Origin of the sequence: Pseudoalteromonas sp. G4, assembly GCF_028875915.1 — a bacterium.
In the GTDB taxonomy this organism is placed as follows: domain Bacteria; phylum Pseudomonadota; class Gammaproteobacteria; order Enterobacterales; family Alteromonadaceae; genus Pseudoalteromonas.
This window is the reverse complement of record NZ_JAPEHW010000079.1, coordinates 1-18,582: the sequence shown is the minus strand read 5'-3', so window position 1 is coordinate 18,582 and position 18,582 is coordinate 1. Positions and strand designations below refer to the sequence as shown.

General features: G+C 39.6%; 16 protein-coding genes, 1 other RNA gene and 1 pseudogene. 8 read left to right on the top strand and 10 right to left on the bottom strand.

All coding sequences use genetic code 11. The annotated features are described in order from the left end of the window. From ON073_RS17230 to ON073_RS17210, 5 genes and pseudogenes are all read right to left on the bottom strand, one after another. A pseudogene (locus ON073_RS17230) lies at positions 1–188 on the bottom strand (energy transducer TonB); the annotation flags it as partial. Beyond that, positions 188–589 carry an ExbD/TolR family protein gene (locus ON073_RS17225; RefSeq protein WP_038642194.1) on the bottom strand — a complete coding sequence of 134 codons (402 nt, stop codon included), beginning with the start codon at positions 587–589 and terminating at the stop codon, positions 188–190. The gene ON073_RS17225 and the pseudogene ON073_RS17230, both read right to left, overlap by 1 nt. 14 nt (positions 590–603) lie before the next feature. Next, entirely contained in the window at positions 604–1,128 is a 525-nt protein-coding gene (locus ON073_RS17220) for a MotA/TolQ/ExbB proton channel family protein (RefSeq protein ID WP_038642196.1), read from the bottom strand. Then, the gene (locus ON073_RS17215; protein WP_038642198.1) at positions 1,128–2,492 is read right to left on the bottom strand and encodes a MotA/TolQ/ExbB proton channel family protein; all 1,365 of its coding nucleotides are present in this window, start codon (positions 2,490–2,492) and stop codon (positions 1,128–1,130) included. Before ON073_RS17215 ends, ON073_RS17220 begins: the two co-directional genes overlap by 1 nt. A 5-nt stretch (positions 2,493–2,497) precedes the next feature. Further along, on the bottom strand, positions 2,498–3,268 hold the full coding sequence (locus tag ON073_RS17210; RefSeq protein WP_274763116.1) for a DUF3450 domain-containing protein: 771 nt from the start codon (positions 3,266–3,268) through the stop codon (positions 2,498–2,500). Positions 3,269–3,641: 373 nt separating this feature from the next. Here ON073_RS17210 and ON073_RS17205 point away from each other — a divergent pair, with 373 nt between their 5' ends. Next, a complete protein-coding gene (locus ON073_RS17205) occupies positions 3,642–5,456 on the top strand; it encodes a tetratricopeptide repeat protein (protein ID WP_274763115.1) in 1,815 nt (604 codons plus the stop codon). A 117-nt stretch (positions 5,457–5,573) separates the two neighbouring features. Continuing rightward, positions 5,574–5,828: a hypothetical protein gene (locus ON073_RS17200; protein ID WP_274763114.1), complete on the top strand. Its 255-nt coding sequence runs from the start codon at positions 5,574–5,576 to the stop codon at positions 5,826–5,828. Between the two features lie 531 nt (positions 5,829–6,359). On the opposite strand, the gene ON073_RS17195 is transcribed toward ON073_RS17200, so the two are convergent. Further along, on the bottom strand, positions 6,360–9,212 hold the full coding sequence (locus tag ON073_RS17195) for a TonB-dependent receptor domain-containing protein (protein ID WP_274763113.1): 2,853 nt from the start codon (positions 9,210–9,212) through the stop codon (positions 6,360–6,362). 318 nt (positions 9,213–9,530) lie between these two features. Further along, positions 9,531–11,873: a DNA polymerase II gene (locus tag ON073_RS17190; RefSeq protein ID WP_274763112.1), complete on the bottom strand. Its 2,343-nt coding sequence runs from the start codon at positions 11,871–11,873 to the stop codon at positions 9,531–9,533. A 103-nt stretch (positions 11,874–11,976) separates the two neighbouring features. On the opposite strand from ON073_RS17190, the gene dinG reads away from it, so the two are divergent. The 6 genes from dinG to ON073_RS17160 are packed head-to-tail and all read left to right on the top strand — an operon-like array spanning position 11,977 to position 16,776. Further along, positions 11,977–14,022, top strand: a complete 2,046-nt coding sequence (gene dinG / locus ON073_RS17185; protein ID WP_274763118.1) for an ATP-dependent DNA helicase DinG — start codon at positions 11,977–11,979, stop codon at positions 14,020–14,022. Further along, complete coding sequence (locus tag ON073_RS17180) at positions 14,022–14,798, top strand: sulfite exporter TauE/SafE family protein (RefSeq protein ID WP_274763111.1); 777 nt, start codon at positions 14,022–14,024, stop codon at positions 14,796–14,798. Before dinG ends, ON073_RS17180 begins: the two co-directional genes overlap by 1 nt. Then, complete coding sequence (locus tag ON073_RS17175; RefSeq protein WP_274763110.1) at positions 14,791–15,387, top strand: primosomal replication protein; 597 nt, start codon at positions 14,791–14,793, stop codon at positions 15,385–15,387. The genes ON073_RS17180 and ON073_RS17175 overlap by 8 nt, the downstream gene beginning before the upstream one ends. Positions 15,388–15,392: 5 nt before the next feature. Next, a complete protein-coding gene (locus ON073_RS17170) occupies positions 15,393–16,283 on the top strand; it encodes a histone deacetylase family protein (RefSeq protein ID WP_274763117.1) in 891 nt (296 codons plus the stop codon). Positions 16,284–16,343: 60 nt separating this feature from the next. Then, on the top strand, positions 16,344–16,616 hold the full coding sequence (locus ON073_RS17165; RefSeq protein ID WP_274763109.1) for a late competence development ComFB family protein: 273 nt from the start codon (positions 16,344–16,346) through the stop codon (positions 16,614–16,616). Further along, entirely contained in the window at positions 16,609–16,776 is a 168-nt protein-coding gene (locus ON073_RS17160; protein ID WP_274763108.1) for a YbaM family protein, read from the top strand. The genes ON073_RS17165 and ON073_RS17160 overlap by 8 nt, the downstream gene beginning before the upstream one ends. Here the strand turns inward: ON073_RS17160 and ON073_RS17155 are convergent. The 3 genes from ON073_RS17155 to ON073_RS17145 all read right to left on the bottom strand — a co-directional run. Next, positions 16,773–17,603, bottom strand: coding sequence for a hypothetical protein (locus ON073_RS17155; RefSeq protein WP_274763107.1), 831 nt, complete (start codon positions 17,601–17,603; stop codon positions 16,773–16,775). The two genes, ON073_RS17160 and ON073_RS17155, sit on opposite strands and share 4 nt — an antisense overlap. Before the next feature lie 116 nt (positions 17,604–17,719). Continuing rightward, positions 17,720–17,816: signal recognition particle sRNA small type (ffs, locus tag ON073_RS17150), an RNA gene on the bottom strand. 121 nt (positions 17,817–17,937) lie between these two features. Further along, a partial coding sequence (locus tag ON073_RS17145; protein WP_274763106.1) for a DUF3014 domain-containing protein occupies positions 17,938–18,582 on the bottom strand: 645 nt, incomplete at its 5' end.

Sequence of the window (18,582 nt, the reverse complement as noted above, 5' to 3'; positions counted from 1 at the left end):
GGCGGAGGCGGTACACGCTTCCTCTCCTGCACCTTTGATTCAGGCGGATTCGTCATAATTTCGACTACAATCTGCTCTTGGTCATTGGCGGCGCGTTTATCGCCGCCAGAAATCAAGAACGCCATGAAATAAAATAAGCCGAAAGTAACTGCCCCACCTGCAATCAGTGAAAACAGAAAACGAATCATTACTTATCTCCAGCGATTGAAATTTTCAAGTCACCAGTGGCCTTGATTTGGTCCATAACTTTCATAACCACACCGTGTTTCGCTTCTTTATCCGCTTGGATAATTACGATTTCAGTAGGTTGTTCAGCTAATAGACGCTCGATGTTCGCAGATACACGTTCTACATCTACCTGACGCTTATCCATCCAAACTTCGCCGTTACCACGAATTGCAATAAAGATATTTGCATTTTTCTTCTTGGTAGCTTGCGCAGCTTTAGGTTTGTTTACATCAATACCCGCTTCTTTAACAAATGACGTTGTTACGATAAAGAAGATAAGCATGATGAAAACAATATCCAGCATCGGTGTCATATCTACCGCTGCATCTTCATCTTCACGGATACGTTTATTACGTGCCATATTCAAATCTCTCTCTAGTGATGCGGCAAGCTATCAATCAGTTTATTCTTAGCCATCTTCGCTTTCGCTTCTAGACGTGTGCTAAAGAATACACCTGATAGTGCTGCAACCATTCCAGCCATTGTTGGGATCGTAGCCATTGAAATACCTGATGCCATCAAACGTGCATTACCAGTACCTTGAGTCGCCATGGTTTCGAAAACCGCGATCATACCCGTTACGGTACCTAGTAAGCCGATAAGTGGACAAACAGCTACTAATGTTTTGATCAACAACATACGCTCATCTAATTTCTCAGACGCTTCAGAAATCCATGCTTCGCGGATTCTGTGTGCGTACCAAGACGTAGTGTCTTGGCGGGCGTCCCAGTTAGCAATGATCCCTTTTTTCATTTTAGGGAACACACTAGTTAGGAACCAATAGCGCTCAATCATTAATACCCACATAAGAAAGAGTGCTATTGCGACCACATAAAGTACTTGGCCGCCTGTAGCAACAAAATCCCTGACAGATTCCCAGATCTCTATCAGGACTAGCATTAGGCTTTCTCCTTCTCCGCGTGAGCAGCAATGATACCAGCGCTTTGCTCATCAAGGATGTGTAGTACAGACTTAGAACGGCTCGCAACGATAGCGTGAACTAGGATTAACGGAAGTGCCGCGATTAGACCTAGAGCAGTTGTTACAAGTGCCATTGAGATTGAACCAGCCATAATCTTCGGATCACCTGTACCGAATAATGTGATTTGCTGGAATGTTTCGATCATACCTACAACAGTACCTAATAGACCCATTAGAGGTGCAATAGCTGCGAAGATCTTGATGATGTTAACACCTGCTTCGATGCGTGGCGTTTCACGTAGAATCGCTTCATCAAGCTTAAGCTCAAGGTTTTCAACATCTTCTGCTTTGTTGTCTTGGTAAACTTTAAGAATACGACCAAGCGGGTTGTTTTCGTTTGGTGTGTTAAGGTTCTTAAGTTGTGATTTGATCTTACCAGTAGTCATAGTTAGGTCAGCAAGACGAATGATCGCGATGATGAAACCAATAACTAGTAATACTGCGATTAGGTAACCAACTGTACCACCTTGGTGGAAACGCTCTTCGTGAGTAGCTTTCTGCGTGTTTAGACGAAGAATTGAACCACGAGTAGGGTCAGTGTAGAAACCTGTGTATGAACCAGCAGCTGTTGACTGTAAGTTAGCAGCTGAAGAAAGAACGTAACCATCTGGTTGACGGCCTAACGGCTGGATTTGTTTTGTTTCTGGGTGGTAAATTAAGTAACCTTGATCAGAGATAAGGTTGAAGTTACCAATACGCGTTACTTTAGCGTTAACTTCTGAACCGTCTAACTGAGCAACTTTAGCTTCGAAAGATGATACTTTCGCAGACTCAGTCATTTCAGTTTGAAGACCAATCCAAAGTTCTTCTAATTCGCGAGTAGTTGGTAGTTCCTTAGCAGCAGCTAGAGAACGAAGTACTTCTTCACGTCCTGGCTTTTCAGCAGAAACAAGTGATGCTTCAATTGAACCAATTGTTTCAGATGCAGCACGACGTACAACACCGAACATTTCACCAAGCGTACCTTTAGCAGTTTCTAATTCTGCTTCTTTAGACGCTAGTGTTGCTTCGTTTTGAGCGTATTGCTTCTTAAGACGATCACCACGAGCTTCTTCAGCAGCAAGTTCACGCTTAGCTTTATTTAATAACGCTTGCTTGTCAGCACGAGCTGATAAGAACTCTTGCTCACGTTGCTTGTTGATTTTACCAGACGAGATACGCTCTTGCTTAACTTGCTCAAGGATTTTATCTAGAGCAGCTGTATCTGCGTGTGCATTTAGCGCAGCACCTGCAGAAACAGAAAGAACAGCAGCAACTGCTAAACCTTTAAATAGTTTCTTCATCGTGATTACTCCGCGCCAAAGATTGGAAGTTCAACTAGATCTAACGCTTTTTGCTTACGCGCCATGCGGATAAGATCTGTAATTGGGCTTAGGTATTCGTCACCTAGCTTATCCCACTGCTTAGTAGAGTTGTTCCATACCCAAGCATTCTTAAGGTCTAGAGACTGAGCTACATAAGCGATACGACCAACACGACCGAAGTCTACAGTGATATCACGACCGTCAAGGTTAAGTGCACCTTGAGTAGCAGTAACAACTGTGCTGTAGTCTTTTTCAGTTAGGTATGCTTCAAGAACCTGACGGTATTTCTCTGAAGTAGTAACTGATGCATTAGTCATTAGTTCACGTAATTTTTCAACACGGTCTAAACGCTTTTCAGTGTCAAAAGGAACGTCCGCTTTGATGAATTGCTCAAGCGTATCGATCATGCGATACATCAAAGGCACAACGTTACGTTTAGTTGTATCGATTTCTTTGATTTGCTTATTTAATGATTCAATGCCCGCATTTTGGTCAGCAACCAAACGCGCTAGGTGATCATTATAAACTTTTAGGATCTCAGTTTGGTTAACCGTAGAATCATATTCCGCTTTCAGTTCAACTGTTTGCTCGAATACGTTATCGATTTTGTTCTGAGACTTTTGTGCAGCCTTAATAGTCTGACCTTCAACACTGTGAATGTCTTTCAAAGGATCTGCCATCACATTGCTGCTTGTAAGTGCAACCGCGCCAACCAACGCTGAAGCTACAAGACTTTTTCTGATTTTAACAGACATAGTTCCCAACCAATTAAGTAATGTTACTTTTTTAGAATTTAAACTGATTAAAACTCAATCATAAAGGGTGCACTTTAAAAATGCACCAACTCACCAATAATGCTAAATGGATACAAAAGTGTCAACTGCCAAACTTAGTAAAATACTGCTTCGAGTGAAATAAGTAACTTACATCAAGAAAAATATAAACAATCCATTTACATATGGATATTTAATTAACAAAGTTGTAGGCTTTATATCTATAAGGGTTAAGGGGTGTTAAGTAGATTTTTAGTAAAAATTTATTAACAGTTTTTGAGCTTATTTTTTTTTTCAAAAAAATACTTTATCTAGTGCCTTTGGCGCTTAAATTTTCATAGCAAAGTACATAATTATGCAGTCAATGAACTCTTTTGCAGATTTTTCAAATTACATTAGCTCACTTATTCAACAACGCGACTATAAACGCGCCCATTTCCTGCTTGATCAGAACTTAAATTCACATCCAAGCAACCCTATGTTGTGGCATTTAAAGTCGATAGTATCTTTTTCAGAAAGAAACTTTGTCCAAGCTGAACAACAGGCTAAAAAAGCAATATCGCTTAAACCAGATTTAACTGCTGCAATATCAAACCTTGCAAAACATAAGAAACAGCAAGGACAGTTAAATGATGCTATAAAGTTACTTGAAACAGCTATTTCATTTGAACCACACAATTCACAATTTATCCATGAGCTAGCAATCACTCATAACTTAGCAGGAAACCACTCTGCATCTTTAGAATTGAGTAAAAAATTACTGTCACAATTTCCCAATAATATAAATGTACTGCTCAGTGCAAGCCAGTCAATGCTTAAGCTTGACTTGTTTGAAGACGTGATCAAGGTAACAGATAAAATCTTACAGCAAGATAGCAAGAATATATCTGCTATTAACAATCAGGCTATTGCACTTAAAACTCTCTGCAAGTGGCAAGAAGCACTCTCGTTGCTAAATAAGGGCCTCAATATCGTAAGTGCGCACCCTGCTCTTTTAAAAAACAAAGCAAGTTGTTTAGTGTTACTTGGTAAGCATCATGAAGCAGCTGAAATATATGAACAGTTGATAGACGAGCAACCTGAAGATCTCGATAGTCACCATTGGCTTAATCTAATTTATTGGGAACAAGCGGATGAGCGATTCTTAAATTCCTATAATGTGGCAACTAAGGTAAAACCAAGCAATTCAGATTTATACATCGAAAAGTCAAAAAAACATATTTTGGCAAAACAATTCGAGCAAGCAGATGAGGCACTAGCAACTGCCATAAAAATAAATCCATCCTCAAGCAATGCCCTCTCACAACTTGGTATTTTAAAGCGCGAAAGTCACTCGTTTGACGAATCAGTAAATCTCTTATCTAAAGCACATAGCATTAACCCCGACAATGTCGAAGTAAAAGAAGAACTGGCGAAGTCTTTATTAGCAATTGGTGATTCTAAATCTGCAATGAACCATATTGAGCACTTGTTAAGGATTAATGAGTTTCAACAAGGTTGGTTAGCGCTTAAAACGACCGCTTTAAAACAAATGAATAGTGATGAATACTTTTACTACATAAATTATGAAAGAGATCTTCTCAACTGCGAGATTGATGTCCCTGATGCTTTCGAAAATTTAGCTGCATTTAATCGAGAACTGGAAACGGTTTTGAAAGAGTATCACTATGCAAAGCAGCACCCTTTAAACCAATCACTCATTGGTGGAAGTCAGACAGCTGAAAAGTTATTTGATTATCACCTTCCCATTATCCAACAATTAAGAGCCGCCTTGAGAGCGCAAACATTGGCGCATTTAGCAAAACTGCCACAGGATAATAATCATCCTATGCTAAAACGAAACACAGGTGATTTTGTTGAGACTGATTCATGGTCTGTGCTGCTTCAGTCTAAAGGCTTTCATAATAATCATCACCACCCTGCTGGGTGGTACAGTGGCCCATACTATATTCATATTCCACAGGTTGTTCATGATGAGTCTGAAAAGCAAGGCTGGATTAAATTTGGCCAACCAGGTTTTGCCATGGCAGAGCAGATGGCTCCAGATATTTTTGCCAAACCTGAAGAAGGTAAGCTAGTGCAATTTCCATCATATTACTGGCACGGTACACTGCCGTTTCATGATGAAACGTTTAGAATGTGTGTCGCTTATGATGTTATTCCTAAATAACCATATAAATTAACTGTAAAATTATTGTTACAAAAATTTAAAAACGAAACCTTTCGTAATTAAAACGATTGTGCTAGTGTAATCACGTTAATAATCATAACGACAAAGGAAATTGTAATGAAATCGAAAGTTCAACTAATACTAGCTGTTGCATCTATCACTGTGTTGGCGGGTTGTGCTGGTAATTCGGGAAAATCAGGTAAATTAGCAAAAACAGAAGAAGGCGATAAGATTTGCCGCTTTGAAAAAACAACAGGTTCTCACATTGGTTCAAAGGTTTGCCGTACGCAAGCTCAAATTGATGCTGAAAAAGAAGCAGCACAACAAGCACTTCGTACATTAAATCAACCAAGAACAAATAACCAAGGTTAATTTGCGTAGTCTGTTTTATTATAGATTTTTCTTAAAGGGAGCATTTGCTCCCTTTTTTATTATCCAATAGCGCATGAAGAACCATTGGTTTAAATATCGATTCCATCGTTTATTGTGCGTTAGTTTCTAAATACGCAAATTTCAATAATTAAGGCGTTTTTTCACCCAGTTGACTATTGGCATTTCATAGCTACAAGTTGTTCATTTTCAAATTCAGCTCGGTTATAACAATACTAACTTTTCTTTTTGCTTTATCCGAAGAACTCATACAGAAAACTTATGTTAAAAAACACCAAAGGTGAGTCCATGTTGACACCAAGTTTCTAAACCTTTTCATACAAAACCGTTCACATTAGCTGTTTACCGTTCAGAGATTTCCTCTTGGTATTTTGATTTTTTCATTGATTAATTATCGGTAACATTATCGTTAATCATCATGATCCGAGCTGAGTTTAAAGTTGAATATAGAATCCAGCAAGCATAAAAAAACCCCCGCTCATTGAGCGGGTTTTTATTCAACTTAATCTGAGATTAGAAGCTGATAGTCGTACCGATGAAGAAGTTACGACCGATGTACTTGTACAGAGTAGTATCTGTATTTGAGTCATCGTAATCTGTGTAGTACGGAGGCTCTTCGTCAAGAAGGTTGTCGATACCAGCACGGAAACGTACATTCTCGTTTAAGTAGTATGACGCTGAGATGTTGTGGTTCATGAAAGCTTCTGCTTTATGATCTGCAACTTCGTCGATAGTCGCGCGCTCGTAATATACTGATTCAGTAATTAGCTCATCAACATAAAGAACGTTGTATGCAACACTCCAAGTATCAGCAGCAACTTGTAAACCGAAGTTATGTTTCCACTCTGGAATTGAGCCAGAACCACTTAAAGCAGCGCCTACAGACTCTTCTTTCTCTTCACCAGCGAATGCAATAGTACTCCACTCATTAATGTAAGATGCTTCCCAGTCAAGTCTCCACTCTAGACCTAAACCTTCGAATGAGTATTGAGCGTTGAAGTCAATACCATTAACGGTCCAAGTTGATAAGTTTTCGTTGAATGCAGCGATACCATCGAAATCACCAACTGCGTTACGTGCAACGCTAGCACAGAATGCATCTGAACCGCCTACACCACCAGCTGCACCAGCTGAGTAACACTTATCAAGACGAGTACCAACACTTAGGCTAGAGATAACGTTATCTAGCTGGATGTCATAGTAGTCAACTGTGAAGCTTAAGCCGTCCATTGGTTCAATAACTGCACCAACAGTAAATGTATCTGCAGTTTCTGGACCTAGGTCTGGGTTACCACCAACTACTGCACGTAGCTGACCGTTACCTTGTGACCAAGAACCGTCACCTGGGATTAAACCTTTGCTTACGTCATTCATACAAGCAGCTTTATAAGCAGCGTTCTCGCCTGCACCACCAACACCGTTACACGGATCGTTGTAGTTAGTATAGCTGTCAGACTGACCACCGAATAATTCACCTACGTTCGGAGCACGGAACGCACTTGATACAACTGTACGAAGCATTACTTGGTCAATCATGCGCCAGCTAATACCTAGCTTATAAGTGCTGTCTGAGCCGAAGGTATCATAGTCGAAGTAACGCATTGCTGCTTCAATATCTAGTGATTGTACTAGAGGCATATCTGCGATTACAGGAATGATAGCTTCAAAATAAGCTTCATCTACTTTGTAACCACCTGAAGTTGGCTGTACAGCATTACCTGAACCGATGCCTGAAGAAGAGAATGCATCAGGTTGGTTGAATGCTGATTCTTCACGATGCTCATAACCTGCAGCGAAACCAACAACACCTGCTGGAAGTTCAAATAACTCACCAGAGATGCTTGCGCCGAAGTGGTGCATTTCAGTACCTGAAGTACCTTGGTCAGTATAACGTAGGTAATCTGCATCAGCCTCGCTGATTGAACCTAGACCGAAGTAGTTGATACAAGGAGCTGTTGGATCGTTACCGTTAACAGTGTAGTTATCGTAAGAACCAGATACAGTTACGCCTTCACAGTTTTCATTAACTGATTTGATAGCGTTTTCCATGTTGATGTAGTTCTTAGAACGGTCGATTGCAGAGTTACGGCCGTAAGTGTAGAACACTTCCCAAACGTACTCATCAGCGATAACACCTTCAAGACCAGTAGTCATTTGAATTGTGTTTACTTCTTGTTCGAAGATACGAGGACCTACTTCTTGCATACGACGAAGTGGGTACATGATTGCACCTGAACCAGGCATATCGAAGTCATAAAGACCTGCGAAAGGATAGATTTCAGAATCTTGAGCAATAGTCCAGCTACGGCCATTTGCACCATATGCATAGTAGATTGGCTGTGGAGCCATCTGCTGAACTGACTGACGGTTTGTGTAATAAGCTTCAGTGAAGAAGTTTAGGTCGTCAGCAATTTCATAGTTACCTAGTACAGAAACGTTATAACGCGTTGCTGGAGTGAATAGGTAAGATAGCGCCGAGTAGTTATAACGGTCGTTGTTATCACCTGAATTAACCCAAGGGTGGTAACCAGCTGAAGTAGAAGAATTATTACCGCCTGGCTCAAACTGAACACGGCTATCATCAGCTAGGAATGCGTTCATACCTAGAGAGAAAGAAGAACCACCACAGTATTTGTATGGACCATTTTCATCAGTAGCTTCCCAAATTGGACACTCTGAGTAAGCACGGTCTGCTTGACGTACTTCACCACGGTCATAGAAACCCATATTTACTACAACGTTACCTTTCTCACCAGCAAGACCAAATGTTGCAGCTAGCGAACCTTCGTCACCATCGCTTTCAAAAGTTTGGCCGTATTGTGCATCTAGTTCGAAACCTTCGAAGTCGTCACGCATAATTACGTTAACAACACCCGCGATTGCATCAGAACCATATACTGCAGAAGCACCGTCTTTAAGTACTTCGATACGCTTTACTGCAGCCATTGGGATAGTATTTAAGTCAACTGTAGCTGTTGCACCAGTACCTGAAGCAACCATACGACGACCGTTAACAAGAACAAGTGTACGAGCTGAACCTAAACCACGCAGGTTAACTGTAGCGTTACCGTTACCACCGTTGTTAACAGCAGCTGTTAGGCCACCTGATTGTGCAGTAAGGTTTTGAAGTGCGTCTGCAACGTTTGCAATACCTTGAATTTTGAAGTCTTCTGCTGTGATAACAGAAACAGGTGAAGCACTTTCTAGGTCTGAACGCTTGATGCGTGAACCAGTAACTTCGATACGTTCTACAGCTTCTGCTGCTTGTTCTTCTGCAGCATTAGCATTTGCTGCGAATACAGCTGTGCTAGCGCCACCAAAAGCGATCGCTAAACGAACCGCCTTTGCTAGTTTGTTATTTAACATTTAGATTTCTCCCTGGACCACATTTGTGGATTTACTTTTATTTACAATCTAACAAGTTGTTGATTGATTTTTATCGAGTCGAAACTCATTTATCCGAGGGCAATAATAATCATAAGGGTAAACATCGGTCAACATCTGTTTATAAAGTTTTAACATTTGCGACCTAAATGTTTCAGAGGGATCACACTTATACACACTTAGAAACATATGTAAGATATAAAGGTATAAAAACTAAATTATTGAAAATTAATAACTTAAGTTTAGATTTAATAAGGAATATAAGTTGTAATCAATTAATTACATTTTTTTTGAACTTTTTTAGAATAAGCTTTGCTGCTCATTCACTAATTGTTCAAAACTTAGCTGCAATTCTTTTTCTATCGCTTCGACAATCGGCTTTAATTGTTTATCTAAATAGTGTTGATAATCGATACGGTTTACTTGATTTACATCCTGCTCAGTCAGGAGTAAGGGACCATCAAGTGTGACAATATAATTTACCCAATCACCACGCTTAATGAAATAATCAGGATGTGCTAACTGGTAGTCAAGAACTGCTCTTACATGAGGTGGGATATTGCGCCGATACATTTCAAGGTCTTGCCCTAAGCGTTTTCGATACACTAATTTATCGTCAAATTTTCCGGCTTTTAATGATGCCACCTGTGATGTGATGTATTCTTCTACAGCTTGGTTAGTGAAGAGTTTCAAATAGAGCTCTGTTTGAAATTCTTTTGCAAGTACAGTCCAATCCCCTCTTGCGGCTTCAAGCCCTTTAAAGATAAGCTCGCCAGACTGGTTTATGCCTGCATAACGTTTTTTTGACCCAGTAGTTTCACCGCGTAATGTTGGCATAAAGAAAGGCTTATAATGCGTTTCAAACTCAAGCTCCAGTGCACTTTCCAATCCCTTTTCTTTTAATTCTTCTTGCCAATATGCATTAATTATTTGCGCCAATTCATTGCCTATCTCATTGCATTGCTGTTTTGACATTTCGCCGTCAATTGCAACAAATGTCGAATCAGTATCCCCGTAGATCACCTTAAGCCCACGCGATTCAATGAGTTGCTTTGTCGTTTTCATAATTTGATGACCGCGCATGGTAATTGAGCTTGATAAACGGGGATCAAAGAAACGACAACCTGAAGAACCTAAAACTCCATAAAAACTATTCATGATAATTTTGATTGCATATGACATGGTTTCGTCTTGGTTCTTTTTAGCAACCTCCCTTGCCTGCCATAACTGTAAAATTAATGCTGGAATAAAGTGGTGTTCACGAGAAAACTTTGCCCCATTAAATCCGTCAATAGCGTCTTGTTGCTTAAGCCCTTCAACTAATCCGAGAGGATCTATTTTAAAAGTGCGTATTATTGAGGGGTAAAGACTCTTGTAATCAAGTACTAATACGTTTTGATAAAGCCCAGGGATAGAATCCATAACATAACCACCGGGGCTTTCAAAATGCACTGGAGATTCACCTAAATTTGGGGCGATGTAACCTGCGCGATGAAGGTGTGGTAAATAAAGGTTAGTAAAAGCCGCTACTGAACCGCCTAAACGGTGAAGATCAAGTCCGGTTAACTTTGCACGAGCAATGGCAAACTCTATAAGCGATTTGTTTTCAAATATATCCCACACTAATTTACAATCTTGTAGATTATATTCTGCCAATGCCTCTTTTTCGTGTTTGAACTGACGCTCAATTTCAGCAAGTGTGTCGCCCCCTTGAATGAGTTTTTCTTCACCTAGTAACTCATAACTTACTTGCCCTAAGCGGAAGCTGGAAAAGTGATAACTTGCATTTTTAAGCATGTCTATGCCGTCAAGCACAACTCGCCCAGCTAATGACAGTTTATTTACTTTGGATTGATTGATTCGTAATTGGCTGGAAAAGCGCCCTATTGGTAGTCTAAGCCCTAATTCTTCTGCACGTTTAAATAATACCGAGAAGTCAAAGTCAATTACATTCCAACCAACAAAAATATCTGGGTCAAGCTCATCAATGATTTCGACAAATCTTTTAAGTAAAGCGGTTTCATCATTAACCCACTCTAACCAAGGCAATTGCTGCCCCTGACCAATCATTACTACTTTTTTAAACGACGTATTATAAAAACCAATGGAATACAGAACACCTAAACCACTACACTCAATATCAAGAGATAAACATGTAAGTTCAGAAGAATGTAAACTCGCTTCATCACTTTTAGCCAGCTTCGCTTGATAAAGACAATGTACGCCATTTTTAAATTGATAACGCCCTTTTGCCCATGCTTGCCCTTGAATAAAACGCTCCATCAGGTAACGGTCACAATGACGAATATCTTGTTCGTAAAGCATCAAGCCAGCTTCATTTGCACATGCCTTAGCAGCAAAAAAATCTTTTATACTTGAGAAATAAAAACCTTCAATTTTACTTTGATTAAAATGTTTAAGTATTAATGGCTTTTGCTTAAATAAGATCCCCTCTCGTGAAAGCGTTGATGCAAACCAATTGGCATCTTCAGCTAAACAAAATACCACAATCTGTTCATTTTCAATTTCAACGCGTACTGGCCCTTCTTTTGTTCTAAGCCAAAAAACAAGAACCAGTTTACCGTCGCGATCAAATTGCTGTTTTGTTAGCAATAAACCTGAAAAAGTGCGCTCTAATGCCATTAACACATCTAACTAATAAATAATCGCGACAGTCTAACAAAAGAAAATTTGCCTGTATTGCATTGTTATTCATTGCCAGCAGCTTTAAAATCAACAAAAAACGATCCGTACTATTCACACCAATATCGCAGCCAAACTTCCTGATTATCGCTCACGTCCAAGCCAAAATTATTTAGTGGCTGAAATAGCAAAAACACTTGCAGGAAATTACCATCGCACTGAGCGTATTGCTGTCATTGAAGCCGGAACGGGCACTGGTAAATCGTTAGCCTATTGTTTGGCGGCGATACCCTATGCCAAACAACATAAAAAGAGTTTAATTATTTCTACGGCGACAGTGGCACTTCAAGAACAGTTAATAAATAAAGAGCTGCCCTTTTTTGCAAAGAACTCTGGCATTGAAGTAAGTTATGAACTGGCTAAAGGTCGTCAACGTTATGTATGTGCCGAACGCTTATACAATGCATTAATAGATGACCCAGCGCAGCTTAACTTTTTAGCTACGACCGATTCGCCTCTTAGCGACAAAGAAATCGACACTATTAAGCAGCTTCAAGTGGCTTATAAAAAAGGCACTTGGCAAGGTGATAGAGATACTTGGCCAAGTGTGATTTCAGATAACGTATGGCGTTTAATTCAAAGCGATAAGCATTCGTGTCAAAGGCAATTATCAAGCCATGCGCATTGCCCGTTTCATAGCGCGCGAGACCGCTTAGCCAAAGCAAATGTAATTATTGTAAACCACTCATTATTACTTGCTGATTTAGAACTTGGTGGCGGCGTTATTTTGCCAGAACCTGCCGACAGTATTTATGTGATTGATGAAGCACACCATCTACCTCAGGTAGCACGAGATTTTTCATCGGCTTCAAGTACCTTAGTAGCGACACTTGAATGGCTTGAAAAGCTGGCAAAATTTAACCAAAAAATAGCCAATGCAATTAGCTCAAGTCGGGCAACAGGGCTCAACTTTAAACTCGCTGACGCTATTAATGACAGTGCCAAAGATCTCAAAAATGTAAAAAGCTTTTTCGCCGATAACTACTTCGAATTTAACGAAGACAATGTACATCGCTTTGAGCAGGGCCAATTACCCAAAGGCATTAGTAATTGGGTGAAAGATTTAAAGCAATCATCAAACAATATGCTTAAGTTTTTAACCAAAATGCATGATGCTCTAACCCTTGATTTATCTGATGGAGATGTGAGCAAAAAGGTAGCTGAGCCAATTCTTGCAGAAAGCGGTACGTATATAACCCGCTTAGATAGCTTTGCCAAACTGTGGGGCAATTTATCTATTGAACAATCAACTCCTCCCCATGCACGTTGGCTTAAGCAGCTTGAATATAAGAATCACGTAGATTACTTGCTTGCCGATTGCCCTATTCAAGTTGGTTATTATCTGCACGACAAACTCTGGCAAGAATGTGCTGGCGCGGTGCTTTGTTCAGCTACCCTTTCTGCGCTGGGCTCATTCGATCATTTTGCCTTTGAGGCAGGGCTTAAACCAATCGAAGGCGTAAAATACATAAAAGCGCAATCACCTTTTGATTACAAAGAAAATGCCGTTTTAACCATTCCGAATATAGCTAAAGAACCTAATCACAAAGAGTTTAGTGACGAATTAATTAAAGTACTGCCAAACTACATCAAAAAAGATAAAGCAAATTTAGTGCTTTTTGCCTCTTATTGGCAAATGAATCAAGTAGCTGAAGGACTGAGAAAAAAAGGCTTTAGCCTATTGCTGCAAGGAGAAGCATCTCGTGACGCATTGCTTACGTTGCATAGCGACAAAGTCAAAAACGGTAAAGGTTCTATTTTGTTTGGTACACAAAGCTTTTCAGAAGGCTTGGATTTACCCGGTGATTTGTTAACTAATTTGATTATTACCAAAATACCGTTTGCTGTTCCAACCTCACCTATTGAACAAGCGCAAAGTGAATATATCGAAACGAAAGGTGGTAATCCATTTTTGTCTATCACTGTACCTGAAGCGGCAAAGAAATTAGTACAAAGCTGTGGTAGACTGCTGCGAAAAGAATCAGATTCTGGCGAAATTACCATTTTAGACAGACGTTTAGTCACTAAACGTTATGGTAAAGCCATGCTGGATTCGCTACCACCGTTCAAACGAAAAATCGAGTACTAATGATTGAAATAGCTTTAGAGCCAACAACTTGGCTTGTGCTTTGTTCCGCTGCTTTAGCAGCAGGCTTTATTGATGCCATCGCTGGCGGCGGCGGTATGTTAACTGTGCCTGCATTGTTAACAGCAGGACTGCCTCCCCATTTAGCACTCGGCACCAATAAACTTGCAGCAAGTTTTGGTTCGGTTACTGCGAGTTTAACGTATTACAAAAAGAAACTGTTTAGCCCTCGCTTTTGGTTAGTATCTGCCTGTGCAACTGCACTTGGTGCGGTGTTAGGCACGTTAATGGTTGATTTTTTAACGCAAGACTTCCTCAATTTACTGATACCTGTAGTAATTATTTGTGTTGCTGTATACAGCTTATTCAATAAAAGCCAATTTGCTGAAAATATGCAATTACCTGAGCAAACCCCACAATTAAAAGTAAAACAAACCTGGCAAGGATTAATTTTAGGCTTTTACGATGGTGTGGCAGGTCCAGGTGCGGGCACCTTTTGGACTGCCTCAAACAGTTTCCTTTACAAAATGGGTATATTACTTAATTGCGGATTAGCACGCTCGATGAATTTCATCAGTAATGTGGTATCACTAGCAACATTTATTGCATTAGGTCATGTACATTTTATGTTAGGCCTTACCATGGGAGCCTTTATTATGCTAGGCGCATGGATAGGCGCGCATTCGGCAATAAAGTTTGGCAGCAAGTTAATTAAACCTGTATTTAATACTGTGGTGATTATTCTTGCGATTAAATTGATAATTGATGTTTATGCCTAAAACAAATTCGCAAATCAATGCTCTGTTACAACAAATCGAACGCCTGAAAGTGAGTTGCCAACAATTTGATGAGCAAAAGCTTTTTAAAAGCGAGCGTTTTGTAAGAAATCAGCATGGCCTGTTTGAGCATCATTTATTTCGCACAAAAAGCATCAAGCTGACTGACTACTTAACCGAAGTAGTCGAAAATATTGATTCTTTGCCTCCAACAGAGCATCGCCATGCTCATCGCTTTGCGCTTGAGACGATTGCACAGCAAGTTGAAGCCATCATTACCGCACTCAAAGCAACAAGCGTATGGCAAAAAGAACAGCAATTTAAGCCTGTTGCGCGCTATAAAAAAGTTGTAAAAAAAATCATTCAATCTTCTCAAGAGCTATATCGTGAATTATCTCAAAATCACGAATTTGAAAGACGCCTGCTCGAAATGATTGAATTAAGGCAAAACGAAAAACTTAATTGCAATGAAGCTCGTGCAACTGAACTCAATAAAGAAATTTTAGTGCTTCATGGCAGATTAGGCCGTTGTCGCAAAGCAATTACGGCAGTAGAAGAAAAAATTCAACTCGCAGAAAAATCAAATCGATAATGCCAATTCCCATTTTCTATCACCCGAGTTATTCCGCATTAGATTTACCCGAAAGCCATCGTTTTCCTATACGAAAATACGCGCTTATTTATGACTATATAACCAAAGAATTAGCAGAAAACTTCCACTTTATTACGCCAACTAAAGCCACAATCGAGCAGATTGTCAGCGTACATGACGCAAACTATGCTTCGCAGTTTATTAACGGAACACTCGATAGTAGAGCTATACGGAAAATTGGCTTTCCATGGTCTCCAACCTTGGTTGAGAGAACTCTTTACTCGATTGGGGCGTCTATTCAAGGTGCTGAAATCGCCCTTACGACAAAGCTTGCTTGTCAAATAAGCGGTGGTTATCACCATAGCTACCCAAACTTTGGTAGCGGTTTTTGTATTTTTAATGACTTAGTCATTGCGGCAAGGCATTTAATTGATACATCACAATGTGAAAAAGTCGTAATACTTGATTTAGATGTGCATCAAGGTGATGGCTCAGCAGTATGTGCTGAAAAATTTGATGATATCGTGACAATATCAATGCATTGCCAACAAAACTTCCCAGCAAGAAAACAACATTCGGATTACGATTTTGCCCTTGAGAAACACACCACTACACCAGATTATTTAAACGCTTTACAGCAGTGCTTTTTAACGATTTTAATTGAGCAACCCGATATTGTGCTTTATAACGCGGGAGCAGATATTTTTACTCTGGATGAGCTCGGTTATTTTGATATTTGTCTCACCGGTGTTAAACAACGCGACAGTGCAGTAATTAATTTCTGTCAGCAACATGAGCTCCCACTATTTACGGTCTCAGGTGGAGGGTATCAGCGAGATGTTATGAATTTGGTCAAGGTACATCAGCAACTTTATTTAAGCATGACAAATGGATAGACGATTGCTGAGATATGAGCAATACTAAATACAGTCACATTGGTAATCTTAAGGAATAGCATGAAATTACATGACGACATTCATAATTATTACGAAAAACTTTTAATTGATGAAATTGAAAAACAAAAAATTGAAGATGATTATGATAATGACACCCTCGCAGATTTCTGTTGTACAGCGTTAAATCAATTACCTGCACGCTATATTCGTTTTGAAGTAGATATGGCATTTTACTCATCACAAAGTGAGCGCTTAGAAATGGAGCAGCGAGTTCGTGATGCCATTGCATTTGCTAAAGCGGCGGTAGCTAAACGCGGCACCACCGATGAGTGATAAAAACACACTTGAAAATGCGCCTAATCACGTAAAACTGGCAGTTGATTTGATTATTTTGCTTGAACAACATGAACTTGACGCCAAAACGGTGTTACAGGCGCTTGATATCGTGACAAAAGATTTTGAAAATAAAGTAAAAGAGAGTGACTCCCTCTAATCTTTAGAAAATTCTTTTAACAAATAGCGTGTTACTTGTGCATGTATGTCTTTTGGGTAGTATTCAAGGTGGGTTTTTAACAAGGTCCCCGCTTTATTAAGCCTATCTATTTGTTGGTTAACGCGCTCTATTAACTTCTTTGTTTTTTTGCTTTCAACACACATCAAACGCCCTAAAATGTAAGGTTCTATCTCAGCTATCTCAAAACTCAACGTTGGTTTATTTAAACTGCTATTACTGAGTTCAAGGGGATAAAGTAAAGCGTACTCCCCCCGTTTCTCTGCAAACATATCTAACACACCGCTTATATGCGAAGCACCACGACGGATTATTTTATTATTTTCAGGCAATTCACTAATGAACTTATCAAGATTGTCGCCATAAGATATCTGATCTGAAATGATTAAACGCCTTTCAGGGTAAGAGGTAAAAAGAGCCTTTAAATTTACAGGTTCACTTGTGGGGTTGTAGGGTAAGTCTGCATGTTGATATAAACGTCGGCTTAAAAATAGATTCACTGGCTTACTAAAAATAAACTGTTTTGCTCTTTGTGCCGTTTGGATTTTATTTATCACACAAATTGATTCACCTTTTTGCATAAACTTCAATGAGCGTTTAAGTGGCACAAACTCAAATTGCAGGTCGTTATTAGTTGGATCAAGTGCTAACAGATTTGTCGCTGAAGAAAGGCTTTTCATTTGCCCTTGAACAAAATTAGTTAGATCATCAGCACTATCAGTATGAATATAAATTTTTGCAACTACTGGTGTTAACCAAAACGACAGTACGCACAAAAGTAAGCGTAGAAATAATAAAGAATTGCTCAAAGTAAACCTGCAGCTATAAACAACTTAAGTGAAGTTACATCACGAATTACAACACACAAATGTCTTTTAAATTTAGCAGAGTTTGAAGTGTTAAGCTATCAAAGAATGGGTGGCAATCTTACCAGCCACATCCCGGCACATAAGTCACACGCTGTGGCTGCTCCCTTCCGGGCCTGACCAGGTTCACATGCTATTATTGCGGGAGGACCAATAAGATCACCATAGTGGTTCAGATAAGCATTGTTGCTTAACTGCGCGCATGAATTATCACTATTTTGCCTTTGAAGTTCAAGCAAAAGTTTATGAACACCAACCAACTGCGCAACAATTAACCTTATAGCTGATTTAACAAGCGGCTAAGTTTTACTTTAACCTTTTTCATATTGTCTGGTCCTAAGCGTAAAAACTGCTTTTGCGCATCAGAAAGTGCTTCATACTCAGGTACTGCATATTTATAACTTACCGATTGGCTTGTTAAAGGCGTATCTAAAGGTACCTCAGGTGTTTGGAGTAAATGTGTAATCGCTAACGCTAATCGCTGCTCAAAGTCATAATCAGATAAGCCAATTTCATCATAGACTTCTTGAATTAAAGGCTTATATTCGTTTATTAAACCCATTACTTGTGTATCAGAAAGCTCTGTAAAGAGTGCTACATATGCATCATAGCGTTTAAAACTTTCTGGATTCACAGTGATAATAGCGCCATCATTCACTGAGAATTTTTGCTTTGGCTCAACAAACACTTGATGTTTCTTAGCAAGTTTACCATCGGCTAAATTTTCAGTGTACACCACCGCACGGCGAATTAAGTCATCATTAACAATCAGCTTTAGCATATTTACAGACACAACATCAGCAAGCGATTGTTTAACAACTGCATCACTGTCATCTAACGCGGGTAATTGACGAACAGGAGTAGTTTCAACCGGCAACTCAATTACAGGTTCTTTAATCACAACTTCAGTTGGCTGCGGCGG